Raw genomic sequence first — 13,996 nt, forward strand, 5'->3', positions numbered from 1 at the left:
CCGGCTCGTCTCCCCCGGGTTCCTTCGAGGATGAATCTCTTGCGTAAAATCTGCTCTGTCATTGCTGTGACGATCTTGGTTGCGTCCGGAGGAATTGCGGTCGCGGACGATCCGGGCGACCCGACCGCCGTGAAGAAGGAAGACGACGGCAAGTGGCTCGATAAGGAAGGAATCCCGACCTACAAGATTTCGGCGGACGGCACCGTGGACTGGTTCACCTATTCCGGATACCGCCGCTATCACTCCGACTGCCACGTCTGCCATGGCCCGGACGGCATGGGCTCCACCTACGCGCCGGCGCTCAAGGATTCCGTCAAGACGATGAGCTATGGCGATTTCCTCGGCGTGGTCGCCTCGGGTCGCAAGAACATCTCGACCGCGCAGGAGAACGTCATGCCGGCCTTCGGCGATAATCCGAACGTCGCCTGCTACATGGACGACCTGTACGTCTATCTGCGCGCCCGCTCCACCGAAGCATGGGGCCGGCAGCGTCCCTCCAAGAAGGAGGAGAAGACAGAGGCCTACACCAAGGCGGAAGACGCCTGCATGGGCAAGAAGTGAAGCTACGCTACGAGGACTGCCGAGACGACCTCTTGGCGCCCCACGAGAATCTGAGGAGTTTACGATGAAGACACGTGCAGCCGTCGCTTTCGAGGCCAAGAAGCCGCTCGAGATCGTCGAGCTCGATCTGGAAGGCCCGAAGGCCGGCGAAGTCCTGGTCGAGATCAAGGCGACGGGCATCTGCCATACCGACGCCTATACGCTCGACGGCTTCGACAGCGAGGGAATTTTCCCGTCGATCCTGGGCCATGAGGGCGCAGGCATCATCCGCGAGATCGGTCCCGGCGTGACCTCGGTGAAGCCGGGTGACCACGTCATCCCGCTCTACACGCCGGAATGCCGGCAGTGCAAAAGCTGCCTCAGCCAGAAGACCAATCTCTGCACCGCGATCCGCGCGACGCAAGGCAAGGGCGTGATGCCCGACGGCACCAGCCGCTTCTCCTACAAGGGCAAGCCGGTCTACCATTACATGGGCTGCTCGACCTTCTCGAACTTCACCGTGCTGCCGGAGATCGCGGTCGCCAAGATCCGCGAGGACGCCCCCTTCGACAAGAGCTGCTACATCGGTTGCGGCGTCACCACCGGCGTCGGCGCCGTCGTCAACACCGCGAAGGTCACGCCAGGCTCCAACGTGGTCGTGTTCGGCCTCGGCGGCATCGGCCTCAACGTGATCCAGGGCGCCAAGATGGCCGGCGCCGACAAGATCATCGGCGTCGACATCAACGACGCCAAGGAGGATTGGGGCCGCAGGTTCGGCATGACTGAATTCGTCAATCCCAAGAAGGTTACCGGCGACATCGTCCAGCATCTCGTCGGCCTCACCGACGGTGGCGCCGACTACACTTTCGATTGCACCGGCAACACCACGGTGATGCGCCAGGCGCTGGAAGCCTGCCATCGCGGCTGGGGCACCTCGATCATCATCGGCGTTGCCGAGTCCGGCAAGGAGATCGCCACCCGCCCGTTCCAGCTCGTCACCGGACGCAACTGGCGCGGCACGGCCTTCGGCGGAGCGCGCGGCCGCACCGACGTGCCGAAGATCGTCGACTGGTACATGAACGGAAAGATCCAGATCGATCCGATGATCACCCACGTGCTCAAGCTCGAGGAGATCAACAAGGGCTTTGACCTCATGCACGAGGGCAAATCCATCCGTTCAGTCGTCGTGTTCTAGCTCGAAAGCGTCACCCCCAAGGAGGATCGACCCATGACTGTTGCACTCCACCCTACGATCGACAACGGCCTCAAACAGGGCAGCGGCAGCTTCGCCGGCGGCACGCTGGCCTGCAAATGCAAGGACCACCAGGTCAAGGTCGGCATCAAGGGCGACGTCGCGCATAACCACGCCTGCGGCTGCACCAAGTGCTGGAAGCCGCAGGGCGCGATGTTCTCCGTCGTCGCCGTGGTGCCGCGCCAGAACGTCACCGTGCTCGAGAACGGCGACAAGCTCCAGGTCGTCGATCCCTCCGCGGTGATCCAGCGTCACGCCTGCAAGGCCTGCGGCACGCACCTGTACGGCCGCATCGAAAACACGGGCCACGCGTTCTACGGTCTCGACTTCATCCATCCCGAGCTGTTCCAGGAGCAGGGCTCGCAGGCGCCGCAATTCGCCGCCTTCGTCTCCTCGGTGATCGAAGCGGGCGTGAAGCCGGAGCAGATGGCTGGCATCCGTTCGCGGCTGAAGGAAATCGGGCTCGAGCCCTATGATTGCCTGTCACCGGCGCTAATGGACGCGCTCGCGACCCACGTTGCCAAAGCCAAAGCTGCTTAAGCAAGGCCGCCAGACGTTCGCCGAACCCCGTCCGCTCGCTGGCCTCGACCAGTGCCAGCGAACCGGACGGGCTCCGGCCCCGGGACGATCGCGGCGCTGCCGCAGCCTCTGCAATCTACGCGTATACGAGGGTGACTAGCTCCCTCAGTCCTGGTCTCTGAATGACTGCGCGGCGCCGCCAACTTCCGTCTTGAAGTCCCGGCCCTGCGTTTCTCCCTCCCTCGACTGAGGCATCCTGCTTCGTCCGCGCAGTCTTTCTGGCGGACGAAGCTTTTTTTCGTTGCACCGCCTGTTTGCGAACGCGCGGTCCACGCGGCGCGATGACACGCCCTGCTTTTGACAAACCATCGATACAATCTTTTCCCGGTGAGAACACCCGGCTGTGAACGCCGGGCCGGCGCGATCCCTGTTACGATCGCGCCGTCACGATGCCGCGCGAAATGCAATCAATTAAGAACAAAAACGGGAGGTATCGAACACATCCAGACATCGAGATTCGCGTTCCTGCCCCTGCCGGGATCTGCCCGTGCAGGATCCTGGGCCGGAATGTGACGACGCGACGCAACTGGCATTGAGCCGACTGGCGTCGGCGGGTTCTCAATTTGGCATGCTTATGAAGAGCGAGGGACGATCATGATCAAGGTGAAGATCAACGGCCAGGAACAGAGCTGGGACGGCGACCCGGATCTCCCGCTACTCTGGTTCCTGCGTGACGAGGCCGGGCTGACCGGCACCAAATACGGCTGCGGCCAGGCACTGTGCGGCGCCTGCACCGTCATCGTCGACAAGGAGGCCGTACGGGCCTGCGTCACGTCGGTGAACGACGTCGCCGGCCGCGAGGTCACCACGATCGAAGGGCTGCATCCGAACGGCGATCATCCGGTGCAAAAGGCCTGGCGCCAGGTCAACGTGCCCCAATGCGGCTTCTGCCAGGCCGGCCAGATCATGCAGGCCGCCGCGCTTCTGATGGAGAACCCAAAGCCCTCGCATGATCAGATCCGCGAGGCGATGTCCGGCAACATCTGCCGCTGCGGCTGCTACCAACGCATCGAGAACGCGGTCCATCTCGCATCGACGGGAGTGTGACATGAATTTCATCGACAATCCCCGCAAGCTTCGCGGTTTCGAGAAGCACGTCAGGGTCGAGAAGGTCTCGCGCCGCAGTATCCTGAAGGGGCTCGGCGTCACCGGCGGCTTCGTGCTCGCCGCGCCCGTGATGTCGCGCCAGGCGCTTGCCTATGAGACCGGTGCCGGCAAGATGCCGCATGGCGTCGTGGTCGATCCGCGCGTGTTCGTTTCGGTCGGCCCGGACGGCATCGTCACCATCGTCGGGCACCGTTCGGAAATGGGCACCGGCGTGCGCACCAGCCTGCCGCTGATCGTGGCAGAGGAGATGGAAGCCGACTGGTCCAGGGTCAAGGTGCAGCAGGCCCATGGCGACGAGGTGAAGTTCGGCAACCAGGATACCGACGGCTCGCGCAGCACGCGGCATTATCTGATGCCGATGCGCCAGATCGGCGCTTCGGCCCGCACCATGCTGGAGCAGGCCGCCGCGAAGCGCTGGGGCGTGCCGGCGACCGAGGTCAAGGCGGTCAATCACGAGGTCGTCCACAGCGCCAGCGGCCGCAAGCTCGGCTTCGGCGAGCTCGCCGCCGACGCCGCCAAGGAATCGGTGCCCAGCATCGAAGGGCTCAAGCTGAAGGACCCCCGGGCTTTCCGCTATCTCACCAAGGGGCAGGTCGGCATGGTCGACCTCCACGACATCACCACCGGCAAGGCGCGTTACGGCGCAGACGTGCGGCTGCCGGGCATGAAATATGCCGTGATCGCGCGCCCGCCGGTGACCGGGGGCAAGCTGGTCTCGTTCGATCCGGACGCGGCACTGAAGGTCCCCGGCGTCGAGAAGGTGATGAAGGTTCAAGGCTGGCCGTGGCCGTCGAAGTTCCAGCCGCTCGGCGGCGTTGCCGTGATCGCGCGCAACACCGGCGCGGCGATCAAGGGCCGCGATGCGCTGAAGCTGGTCTGGGACGACGGGGCCAACGGCAAATACGACTCGGTCGCCTACCGCAAGGAGCTCGAGGAGGCCTCGCGCAAGCCCGGCCTCGTGCTGCGCAAGGAGGGCGATGCGGATGCTGCGCTGAAGGGCGCGGACAAGGTGATCGTCGGCGAGTACTACCTCCCGCATCTCGCCCATGTCAGCATGGAGCCGCCGGTGGCGGTCGCCGACGTCAAGGGCGACAAGGCGGAGATCTGGGCGCCGGTGCAGAGCCCGGGCGGCACCCGCGAAGACGTCGCCAAGACACTCGGCATTCCCGAAGGCAACGTCACCGTCAACGTGACCCTGCTCGGCGGCGGTTTTGGCCGCAAGTCGAAATGCGACTTTGCACTCGAGGCCGCCCTGCTGTCGAAGGAGCTCGGCGCACCGGTCAAGGTGCAGTGGACGCGGGAGGATGACATCCATAACGGCTTCCTGCACACGGTCTCGGTCGAGCGGATCGAGGCCGGCCTCGACAAGAGCGGCAAGGTGATTGCCTGGCGCCACCGCAGCGTGGCTCCCAGCATCGCCTCGACCTTCGCCGCCGGCACTGTGCATCAAGCGCCGTTCGAGATCGGCATGGGCCTCGTCGACATGCCGTTCGAGATCGCCAATATCTCGTGCGAGAATCCGGAGGCCGCCGCGCATACCCGCATCGGCTGGTTCCGCTCGGTCTCGAACATTCCGCGCGCTTTCGCGGTGCAGTCGATGGTCGGCGAGATCGCGCAGGCGACAGGGCGCGACCAGAAAGACATGTTGCTCGAGCTGATCGGCTCGCCCCGCATCGTCAAGCCTGACGTGAAGGACCTCTGGAACTATGGCGAGCCCCAGGACAGCTACCCGATCGACACTGCGCGCCTTCGCAAGGTCGTCGAGCTGGTCGCCGAGAAGGGCGGATGGGGTCGCCAGGTTCCGAAGGGCCACGGTCTCGGTATTGCGGTGCATCGCAGCTTCGTCAGCTACATCGCGACCATCGTCGAGGTGGCCGTCGACGACAAGGGCAAGCTGACGGTGCCAAGGGTCGACACGGCGATCGACTGCGGCACCTATGTCAACCCCGAACGCATCGCCTCGCAGATCGAGGGCGCCGCGATCATGGGGCTGAGCCTCGCCAAATACGGCGAGATCAGCTTCAAGGACGGCAAGGTGGAGCAGAAGAACTTTGACGACTTCCAGGTCGTCAGGATCGACGAATCTCCTGTCGTGACCAACGTCTACATCGTGCCGCCCGGGCCCGACACGCCGCCCAGCGGCGTCGGCGAGCCCGGCGTGCCGCCATTCGCGCCGGCGCTGATCAACGCGATCTTCGCCGCGACGGGAAAACGTATCCGCTCGCTACCGATCGGCAAGCAATTGGAGGCCTGAGTCGGAACACAAGCGGTCTCCCGCCGTTTCCATCGATCTGACAGGAGCAGATCGATGACCAACATCTCCAGGGCGCTCGCAGTCTCGCTGCTGTCGGGCGCCTTTCTTTTGACAGCCGCGGCGGGCGCATTCGCCCAGAGCAATACGACGCCGCCGACAACGGCGACGCGCCCCACCGCGCCGGACCAGAACTCGCTTCCCAACGCCGGCGCCCCGCCCGCCTCGACCACGCAGACCACCGGGCAGCACAATCCCGATCCCAAGATTCGCGAGATGAACCAGAAGGAAAAGGACAAGGTCGACCGTCAGGGGAAGTGAGCCTTGCGCACCTCATGCCGTCATGGCCGGGCTTATTCCGGCCACCCACAGCCTTGGCCGCGGCACGAACAACGTGAATGCCCGGGCCTTCGCCTCGCCGAAGCGGCTTCGGCCGCGCAGGCGGGACGAGCCCGGGCTTGACGACGAATACGTGGCGCGCTGGCAATCCCAGCCCCCAACAAAAATGCGGCGGACGTTGCCGTCCGCCGCATTCGCCACCCCCCTGCTGCTCCGCTTCTTTCGATCCGCCCGCGGAGCTACTTCTTCAGTGCGAACACCCAAATGACGCCGCCTTGCGGCACGTTGGCTTCGATCCCGATGTTGTTGGTCACCAGCGCATCCTGGATGCGCTGCGCGTCCACGCCCCACCCTGACTGGATCGCGATGTACTGCGTGCCGTCGATCTCATAGGACACCGGCATGCCCATGATGCCGGAATTGGTCTTCTGCTCCCAGAGGAGCTCGCCGCTCTTGGCATTGAAGGCCCGGAAGTTGCGGTCATTGGTGCCACCGACGAAGATGAGATCGCCCGCGGTCGCCGTCACCGAGCCGAACAGCTGCGACTTCGGGAAGTTGTGCTGCCACACCTTCTTTCCCGTCGCGGGATCCCAGGCCTGCAGTTCGCCGAAATGATCCGCGCCCGGCTTCGTCTTCAGCCCGATGTCCTCCGGCTTGGTGCCGAGCCAGAGCTCGCCTGGCTTGAGCGCGACTTTCTCGCCGGTGAAGCCGCCGCAGAAATTCTCGTTGGCGGGCACGTAGACGAGGCCTGTCTTCTGGCTATAGGCCGCCGACGGCCAGTCCTTGCCGCCCCACAGCGACGGACAGAACTCGACGCGCTTGCCGATCACCGGCTTGTGCGCGGGGTCGACGATCGGCTTGCCGCTCTCGGGTTCGATCCCCTTCCAGACGTCGGTGGAAACGAACGGCCAGCCGGCGACATAGTTGATCTTGGTCGGCGTGCGTTCGAGTATCCAGAAGATCGCGTCGCGGCCAGGATGGACCAGGCTCTTGATGTTGCGGCCGTCGCGTTGCAGGTCGATCAGCATCGGCGCGTCGACCTCGTCCCAGTCCCAGGAATCGTTCTGGTGATACTGGTGATAGGTCTTGATCTTGCCGGTGTTGGGATCGAGCGCGAGCACCGAGGAGGTGTAGAGATTGTCGCCGGGATGGGTCTCGCCGGGCCATGGCGCAGCGTTGCCGACGCCCCAATAGATCGTCTTTGTTTCCTTGTCGTAATTGCCGGTCATCCATGCCGAGCCGCCGCCGTTCTTCCAGTCGTCACCCTGCCAGGTGTCATGGCCCGGCTCGCCTTCGCCCGGAATGGTGAAGGTTCGCCACAGCTCCTTGCCGTCCTTGGCGTCGTAGGCGGCAATATAGCCGCGCACGCCGAACTCGCCGCCGGAGCCGCCGACGATGACCTTGCCGTCGACGATCAGCGGCATCAGGGTCATGTACTGGCCCTTCTTGTAGTCCTGCACCTTGGTGTCCCACACCACCTTGCCGGTCTTGGCATCGAGCGCGACGACGTGGTCGTCCGTGGTGGCGAGGAAGAGCTTGTCCTCCCAGAGGCCGACGCCGCGGCTGGTCGGATGCAGCTGGAACAGATCGTCGGGAAGTTGCCGCTTGTAGCGCCAGTATTCGTCGCCGGTCTTGGCATTGAGAGCGATCACCTGCCCCATCGGGGTCGCCACGAACATCACGCCGTTGTTGACGATCGGCGGCGCCTCGTGGCCTTCGACGACGCCGGTGGCAAAGGTCCAGACCGGCGTGAGGTTCTTCACGTTGGAGGTGTTGATCTGGTCGAGCGGGCTGTAGCCGTGCCCGTCATAGGTGCGCCGATAAAGCATCCAGTTGCTTGGTTCCGGATTCTCCAGGCGCTGCGCGGTGACCGGTGCGTAATTCTCGATCGGGCCCGACACGGCGGCGGTCGAAACGAGGCAGGTGAAGGCGACAAAGCCGGACAATAACCATTGCTTCCTGGTCATGGAAGTTTTCATGGACGTTCCCCTTTTTCATCCGTTTGAATTCTTGTGTTGAATTCTTGTCGTTCGTCCCGCCGTCCGCCCATCGGCGGATGCGGCCTCTCGTGACGCGGGCGCGGGCCCGCACTGTCCATCATCCCGGCTGCGCGCCACCTACCTTTCCGATGAAGTTGCCGGCGACGCTGAGCGAGTCGTCAGCGAGCGCCAACGGCAGCGCCGCGAGCCGTCGCGGTGCCGGCCCGAACACGACCTGTGCGCCCGCACGAGGATCATATTCGGAGTTGTGACACATGCACTTGAACACCTCCTTGTCGCCGACATCGCTCTTCACCCAGGCGGTGACGGGACAGCCGGCATGAGCGCAGATCGCCGAATAGGCGATGATGCCCTCGACGGCGCGCGCGCGGGTCTTCTCGTCGAGCTCGGCGGGATCGAGCCGGATAATCAGGATCTCGTTGAGCCGGGAGGCACTGCGCACCACCGATGTCTTGGGATCCTTCGGCCAGGCATGCACCGGCGGTCCGCCAGCAGGCAGGTCGGCCGCGGTGACGAGCTTTCCCTCCTTGTCGCCTTCGGAGAAGACGAGCACATCGCCCTTTTGAGGTCGTTCGTCGGAGCCGGGCGGATCCTCATCCGCACGCGCATGCGCGGAACAGCCGAGGCAGGCTGTGGTGGCGAGCGCACCGAGCAGCACAGTTCGCCGCGTCTGCTCGGTGCACGCGTCGGCGTTCGGCTCCGTGGAGTTCCCGGACGATGAGGAGTCGGTCGTGAACGATGCGCGGGACATGTCCACAAGCAGGCGCTGGAACTCTGCCGAAAACAAGGCGAAGAATTGGCACCGCAGTGCATCAATATGGCTTCACTCGCTTTGATTGAACGAGAATGAACGCGTTCAAACGCGTTTTCGCAAAATCAACGTCACGCCGCGCGATCGGCATGATGATTTTGCAGATCAGACCGATGATGTCGGAATTGGTGCGGCGCGCTATCGCTCGCGCTGCGCAAGCGCAGCGCGACATGCTTGCACACTCTGCAGGCAGTCGGTCGTCGTCAGGACCTGAGCACGTGGCGCGGCGCGGCGATAGAACCAGCGACGGTCGCCGATGCCATTTCAAAACTGTCGGCGATGCGACGCGCCTTGTCGATGAACAGCGCAGCCGCCGGCGGCGGGCAGACCTCGCGCGCGGTCTGCTCGAACAGATCGAGCCAGCGGTCGAAATGATCGCCCACCAGGCTCAGCGGCAGATGCGCCCGCATCGGCGAGCCGTGATAACGGCCGCTCATCAGCACGACCGAAGACCAGAAGTCCTTGAGCTTGGCGAGATGCTCGTCCCAGTTCCGCACGACCCCAAACACCGGGCCCAGCTTTGCATCTTCGCGCACGCGCCCGTAGAAGCGGGTTACGAGTTCCCCGATCATCTCCTCGGTGATCCCGGTGCGCTCGATCGCATCCTGGGTCAACAGGTTCCGCCGCGCAGCCGCCGCCTCGCGCTCGGCCTTCAGTCGATCCGACATACCCTTCGTAATCCGTTCCGTTGTTCCCGCAGGCCGCCCGTTCGACATTGTCGGGCCAATCGCTACATCCGTCTTTGTCGTAGCGCAAATTGCGGGATTGGGCGGCGGGCGTTTCGAGCCCGGCGCCTGCACCTCGACCACAATCGTAGGGTGGGCAAAGGCGCATTTGCGCCGTGCCCACGATCTCTCTCCAAATGCGACAATGGTGGGCACGCTTCGCTTTGCCCACCCTACGGCACTGCGGGTCCTTAGCACCCGGCTAAGTCATTACGTACCGTAGCTGTAGAAGCCCTGCCCGGTCTTGCGGCCGAGATGGCCGGCATCGACCATCTCTTTCAGCAGTGGCGCTGGCCGATATTTAGGATCGTTGAAGCCCTTGTAAAAGACCTCCATCACCGAAAGCATGGTGTCGAGCCCGACGAGATCGGCCAGAGCCAGCGGGCCAATCGGATGGTTGCAGCCGAGCTTCATGCCGGCGTCGATTTCTTCCGCCGTCGCAATCCCCTCCTGGAGCGCGAAGATCGCCTCGTTGATCATCGGACACAGGATGCGGTTGACGGCAAAGCCCGGGCTGTTCTTTGCCGTGATCGCCACCTTGCCGACGCGCTGGGCGAAATCGAGCGCCTTGGCGTGGGTGTCGTCCGAGGTCTGCAGGCCGCGGATGAGCTCCAGCAGCGCCATCACCGGCACCGGGTTGAAGAAGTGCATGCCGATGAATCGGTCGGGACGGTCGGTCGCGGCGGCGAGCTTGGTGATCGAGATCGACGAGGTGTTGGTCGCGACCAGCGTGCGCGGCGACAAGGTCGCACAGAGATCCTTCAGGATCTTGACCTTGAGCTCTTCATTCTCGGTCGCGGCCTCGATCACCAGATCGCAACCCGACAGCTTCGCCCGGTCGGTGGTGCCGCTGATGCGCTTGAGCGTCGCGTCGCGATCGGCCGCCGACATCTTCTCCTTCTTGACCAGGCGCTCGAGGCTGCCGCCGACGGTCGAAATCCCGCGGTTCACCGCCGCATCGGAAATGTCGACCATTACGACCGAGAGCCCGGCTGCCGCGCAGATTTGCGCGATGCCGTTTCCCATGGTCCCTGCCCCGATGATGCCAACGGTTTGGATCATTGCCTCATATCCTTCATCCTAGCGGCCCGCGCCGGCACGGCACGGCCATTGTTCCTGTACCAGGGTCTAGCACCGCCACCGGGCGGCTGCGACCTGATCCTGCCCCTTCCTTAAAGCATCCATGGCCGGAATAAAGCCGGCTTTCGGTCGCGAAACGGCATGAATCTGGCGACCTGGCAGGCGGTCGCCTCGAATTTGGGCGCCAGCTTCCTGCCCGCCGCCTCGCAGGCGGACGGACGGCTGGGCCCGGCACGGATCACCCTCGATCTACGCCAATCGGATGATGCGGCACAGGCTGACGGTGTGCTGTAACCGATGCGCAATCGCCATCGCGAACGCCTCGCGATGCAATTGTGACATGGACCACGTCGGCTTCGTGCCCCACCTGTTAGCTTTGCGCAGATGAAAAAACATATTGGACTACCAATCATCCTCACCGCTCTGCTCGTCGCCACGCAAAGTCTGGCGGCCGAGATCAAAGGAGCCGGCTCAACCTTCGTCTCGCCCGTGATGGCGAAATGGATCGACGCCTACAGGGCGAAGACGGGCAACGCCGTCAGCTATCAAGCGGTCGGCTCGAGCATCGGCATCGGCTTGATCAAGAAAGAAGCAGTCGATTTCGGCGCAAGCGACATGCCGCTCGATCCCAAGGAATTGGACAAGCTCGGCTTGATGCAATTTCCGATCGTGATCGGGGGCGTCGTCCCCGTGGTCAATATCGACGGCGTCAAGCCCGGCCAGATTCGCTTCACCGGGCAGGTGCTCGCGGACATCTATCTCGGCAGGATCAAAGCCTGGAACGATACGGCGATCCACGCGATCAATCCGGGCATCAGCTTGCCGAACGTGCCGATCACGGTGATCCATCGCATCGACGGCTCCGGCACGACGTTCAACTGGTCGAATTATCTCTCGAAAGTCAGCCCGCAATGGAGGTCGAGCGTGGCCGAAGGCACCTCGGTCGAGTGGCCGCTTGGCCTCGGCGGCAAGGGCAATGACGGCGTCGCCTCGCTCGTCAGTCTTATTCCCGGCGCGATCGGCTATCTCGAATACACCTACGCGCTGCAGCGGCTCGACCGGATTTCCTTCGGAATCGTGCAGAACAGCGCCGGCAATTTCGTCGTCCCCGACGCCGCGTCTTTCCAGGCCGCGGCCTCCAGCGCGGACTGGAAGGCGGAGAAGGATTTCCACCTCGTGCTCACCGACGCGCCCGGTGAAGACGCCTACCCGATCACGGCGACGACCTTCGTGCTGATGCCGAAGAGCCCCAGATATCCGGAGCGCTCCGCAGCCGCCATCGACTTCGTCCGCTGGTCGCTGGAGAACGGCAAGTCCCAGGCCGAGACGCTCAACTACGTCCCGCTCCCGCCTGCCTTGATCGACCAGATCGAACGCTATTGGCGGGAGAGCATTGGGGCAGCCTCGACGGTTTCGGCATCGGCAAGCGTCAAACGCTGAGGCCGAACGCGACCCGGCGAAATCCGGTTTCAAAACCGCTCCATGTGAGTATTCTGTGATCGGCCTGCCGCCGGGAAACCCCTCCCTAGCGGCAGGCGAAGCCACAAGGTGCCTGCGGAAAGCGACCGCGCGGCTGCCTTGCACCAGGATCCTCGCAGGGAATTTTACGTGAAACGCCTTCGCAGTCCCGACCCCGACGCCCCCGAGGCACTCCGGCTGGCGCCGACGTCCAGACTCGGATGAACGACTTCGCGCAATCCATCGCGGCCGCCTTCACGCTCATCGGCGCAGCCGACGCCGAGCTGCTCGGCATCGTCGCCCTCTCGGTGCGTGTCAGCCTGACCGCAAGCTTCATCGCGCTCATGATCGGTGCGCCGCTCGGGGCCATGCTAGCGATCACCCGTTTCCGGGGGCGGCAGGTCATCATCGTGCTGACCAATGCACTGCTTGGCCTTCCGCCGGTCGTGGTCGGGCTCGCGCTCTATCTTCTGCTGTCGCGGTCCGGCCCGCTTGGGGTGGCCGGACTGTTGTTCACCCCGGCCGCCATGGTGATCGCGCAGACGCTGCTGGCGACCCCGATCGTGGTGGCGCTGGTGCACCGTCCCGCGAGCCTGCTGTGGGCGGAGTATGGCGATCTGGCCCGGATCGACGGCCTTTCGGCCTTCCGCAGCATGGCGCTTCTGTTCGCGCTCGGCCGGACCTCGCTGCTGACGGCGTTTCTCGCGGCATTCGGGCGCGCCATCGCCGAGGTCGGCGCCATCATCATCGTCGGCGGCAACATCCGCGGCTTCACGCGCACGATGACGACCGCGATCGCGCTGGAGACCAGCAAGGGCGACCTGCCGCTGGCGCTCGGGCTCGGGCTGATTCTGCTCGCGCTTAGCGTGGCGGTGTCGACCGTCGCCTTCCTGCTAGTGGGACGCGTTCGGGAAAAATAGCTGCTCGCCGCCGACCTTGTACCCGGCGATCGCCTCCTGCCCCTTCGGCGAGACGAGCCAGTCGATGAAGGCCTGCCCGTCCTTCGCCATCACGTTCGGATGCGTGGCGGGATTCACCAGCATGACGCCGTACTGGTTGAACAGTCGCTTGTCCCCTTCGGTCAGGATGGCGAGTTCGCCGCGGTTCTTGAACGACAGCCAGGTGCCGCGGTCCGACAGCAGATAGGCGTTCGACGACGAGGCCATGTTCAGCGCCGGGCCCATGCCCTGGCCGATCTCCCGATACCAATTGTCCTTTGCCGCGCCGAGGTCGACGCCCGCGTCCTTCCAAAGCCGGAGCTCGGCGGCATGCGTGCCGGACTTGTCGCCGCGCGAGATGAACGGCGCCTTCGCCGCCGCGATCTTGCGCAGGGCGTCCGCAACGTCCTTGCCGCCGGCAATCTTTGCGGGATCGCTTTTCGGGCCGACGATGACGAAGTCGTTGTACATGACGTCGAAGCGCTTCACGCCTTGTCCTTCCGACATGAACTTGTCTTCGGCAGGCCTGTCATGGACGAACACCACGTCGGCGTCGCCGCGCCGTCCGATATCCAGCGCCTGGCCGGTGCCGACGGCGACGACCTTCACGCTAATGCCCTCGGCCTTCGTGAACAGCGGCAGCAGATGGCCAAACAGGCCTGATTGTTCCGTCGACGTGGTCGAAGCTACCGTGATGGTGCGATCCTGCGCGAACGCGATGGTGGACCAGAGCAGAACCGCTCCCAGGGTGACAATCTTCCTCATGCGCCGTTCCTCAACCAACAATGGACGGTCCTGAATAGCCGCTGTCGATGAAGACGGGAACCCCGACGTTAGGCCGCAGAGAGTTGAACGGGTGGCTGCAAAGCGGCAGGAACGTCGTTGGAGCAGGCGGATTGTCTGGGATGTAAAGTCA

Annotated in this window: 14 protein-coding genes; 9 read left to right on the forward strand and 5 right to left on the reverse strand. The window is 64.1% G+C overall.

Features of this window, described 5'->3' with window-relative positions; all coding sequences use genetic code 11:
- The first annotated feature begins 30 nt into the window (after nucleotides 1-30).
- The 6 genes from MOV74_RS03885 to MOV74_RS03910 all read left to right on the forward strand — a co-directional run bounded on the left by MOV74_RS03885 (nucleotide 31) and on the right by MOV74_RS03910 (nucleotide 6,050).
- Nucleotides 31-561, forward strand: coding sequence for a c-type cytochrome, methanol metabolism-related (locus MOV74_RS03885; protein ID WP_246918086.1), 531 nt, complete (start codon nucleotides 31-33; stop codon nucleotides 559-561).
- 64 nt (nucleotides 562-625) lie between these two features.
- Entirely contained in the window at nucleotides 626-1,735 is a 1,110-nt protein-coding gene (locus MOV74_RS03890) for an S-(hydroxymethyl)glutathione dehydrogenase/class III alcohol dehydrogenase (protein ID WP_246918087.1), read from the forward strand.
- 33 nt (nucleotides 1,736-1,768) lie between these two features.
- A complete protein-coding gene (gene gfa / locus MOV74_RS03895; protein WP_246918088.1) occupies nucleotides 1,769-2,332 on the forward strand; it encodes an S-(hydroxymethyl)glutathione synthase in 564 nt (187 codons plus the stop codon).
- A 633-nt stretch (nucleotides 2,333-2,965) separates the two neighbouring features.
- Nucleotides 2,966-3,418 carry a (2Fe-2S)-binding protein gene (locus tag MOV74_RS03900; protein WP_246918089.1) on the forward strand — a complete coding sequence of 151 codons (453 nt, stop codon included), beginning with the start codon at nucleotides 2,966-2,968 and terminating at the stop codon, nucleotides 3,416-3,418.
- Nucleotide 3,419: 1 nt separating this feature from the next.
- The gene (locus tag MOV74_RS03905) at nucleotides 3,420-5,732 is read left to right on the forward strand and encodes a molybdopterin cofactor-binding domain-containing protein (RefSeq protein WP_246918090.1); all 2,313 of its coding nucleotides are present in this window, start codon (nucleotides 3,420-3,422) and stop codon (nucleotides 5,730-5,732) included.
- A gap of 54 nt (nucleotides 5,733-5,786) precedes the next feature.
- Entirely contained in the window at nucleotides 5,787-6,050 is a 264-nt protein-coding gene (locus MOV74_RS03910) for a hypothetical protein (protein ID WP_246918091.1), read from the forward strand.
- Between the two features lie 257 nt (nucleotides 6,051-6,307).
- Here the strand turns inward: MOV74_RS03910 and MOV74_RS03915 are convergent, their stop codons facing one another.
- The 4 genes from MOV74_RS03915 to MOV74_RS03930 all read right to left on the reverse strand — a co-directional run bounded on the left by MOV74_RS03915 (nucleotide 6,308) and on the right by MOV74_RS03930 (nucleotide 10,666).
- A complete protein-coding gene (locus MOV74_RS03915; protein WP_246918130.1) occupies nucleotides 6,308-8,035 on the reverse strand; it encodes a methanol/ethanol family PQQ-dependent dehydrogenase in 1,728 nt (575 codons plus the stop codon).
- 130 nt (nucleotides 8,036-8,165) lie between these two features.
- The gene (locus MOV74_RS03920; RefSeq protein ID WP_246918092.1) at nucleotides 8,166-8,819 is read right to left on the reverse strand and encodes a ubiquinol-cytochrome c reductase iron-sulfur subunit; all 654 of its coding nucleotides are present in this window, start codon (nucleotides 8,817-8,819) and stop codon (nucleotides 8,166-8,168) included.
- Between the two features lie 263 nt (nucleotides 8,820-9,082).
- Nucleotides 9,083-9,547, reverse strand: a complete 465-nt coding sequence (locus tag MOV74_RS03925; protein WP_246918094.1) for a group III truncated hemoglobin — start codon at nucleotides 9,545-9,547, stop codon at nucleotides 9,083-9,085.
- A 267-nt stretch (nucleotides 9,548-9,814) separates the two neighbouring features.
- Nucleotides 9,815-10,666, reverse strand: coding sequence for a 3-hydroxybutyryl-CoA dehydrogenase (locus MOV74_RS03930; RefSeq protein ID WP_246918096.1), 852 nt, complete (start codon nucleotides 10,664-10,666; stop codon nucleotides 9,815-9,817).
- Between the two features lie 159 nt (nucleotides 10,667-10,825).
- Between MOV74_RS03930 and MOV74_RS03935 the strand changes: the two genes are divergently transcribed.
- The 3 genes from MOV74_RS03935 (at nucleotide 10,826) to MOV74_RS03945 (ending at nucleotide 13,062) form a co-directional block, all read left to right on the forward strand.
- The gene (locus MOV74_RS03935; RefSeq protein WP_246918098.1) at nucleotides 10,826-10,978 is read left to right on the forward strand and encodes a hypothetical protein; all 153 of its coding nucleotides are present in this window, start codon (nucleotides 10,826-10,828) and stop codon (nucleotides 10,976-10,978) included.
- 90 nt (nucleotides 10,979-11,068) lie between these two features.
- A complete protein-coding gene (gene pstS, locus MOV74_RS03940) occupies nucleotides 11,069-12,124 on the forward strand; it encodes a phosphate ABC transporter substrate-binding protein PstS (RefSeq protein ID WP_246918099.1) in 1,056 nt (351 codons plus the stop codon).
- A gap of 239 nt (nucleotides 12,125-12,363) precedes the next feature.
- Complete coding sequence (locus MOV74_RS03945; RefSeq protein WP_246918100.1) at nucleotides 12,364-13,062, forward strand: ABC transporter permease; 699 nt, start codon at nucleotides 12,364-12,366, stop codon at nucleotides 13,060-13,062.
- Here the strand turns inward: MOV74_RS03945 and MOV74_RS03950 are convergent.
- Nucleotides 13,036-13,845 carry an extracellular solute-binding protein gene (locus tag MOV74_RS03950; RefSeq protein WP_246918101.1) on the reverse strand — a complete coding sequence of 270 codons (810 nt, stop codon included), beginning with the start codon at nucleotides 13,843-13,845 and terminating at the stop codon, nucleotides 13,036-13,038. The two genes, MOV74_RS03945 and MOV74_RS03950, sit on opposite strands and share 27 nt — an antisense overlap.
- Nucleotides 13,846-13,996: the final 151 nt, after the last annotated feature.

Origin of the sequence: Bradyrhizobium sp. SHOUNA76 (assembly GCF_023006445.1) — a bacterium.
Taxonomy (GTDB): Bacteria; Pseudomonadota; Alphaproteobacteria; order Rhizobiales; family Xanthobacteraceae; genus Bradyrhizobium.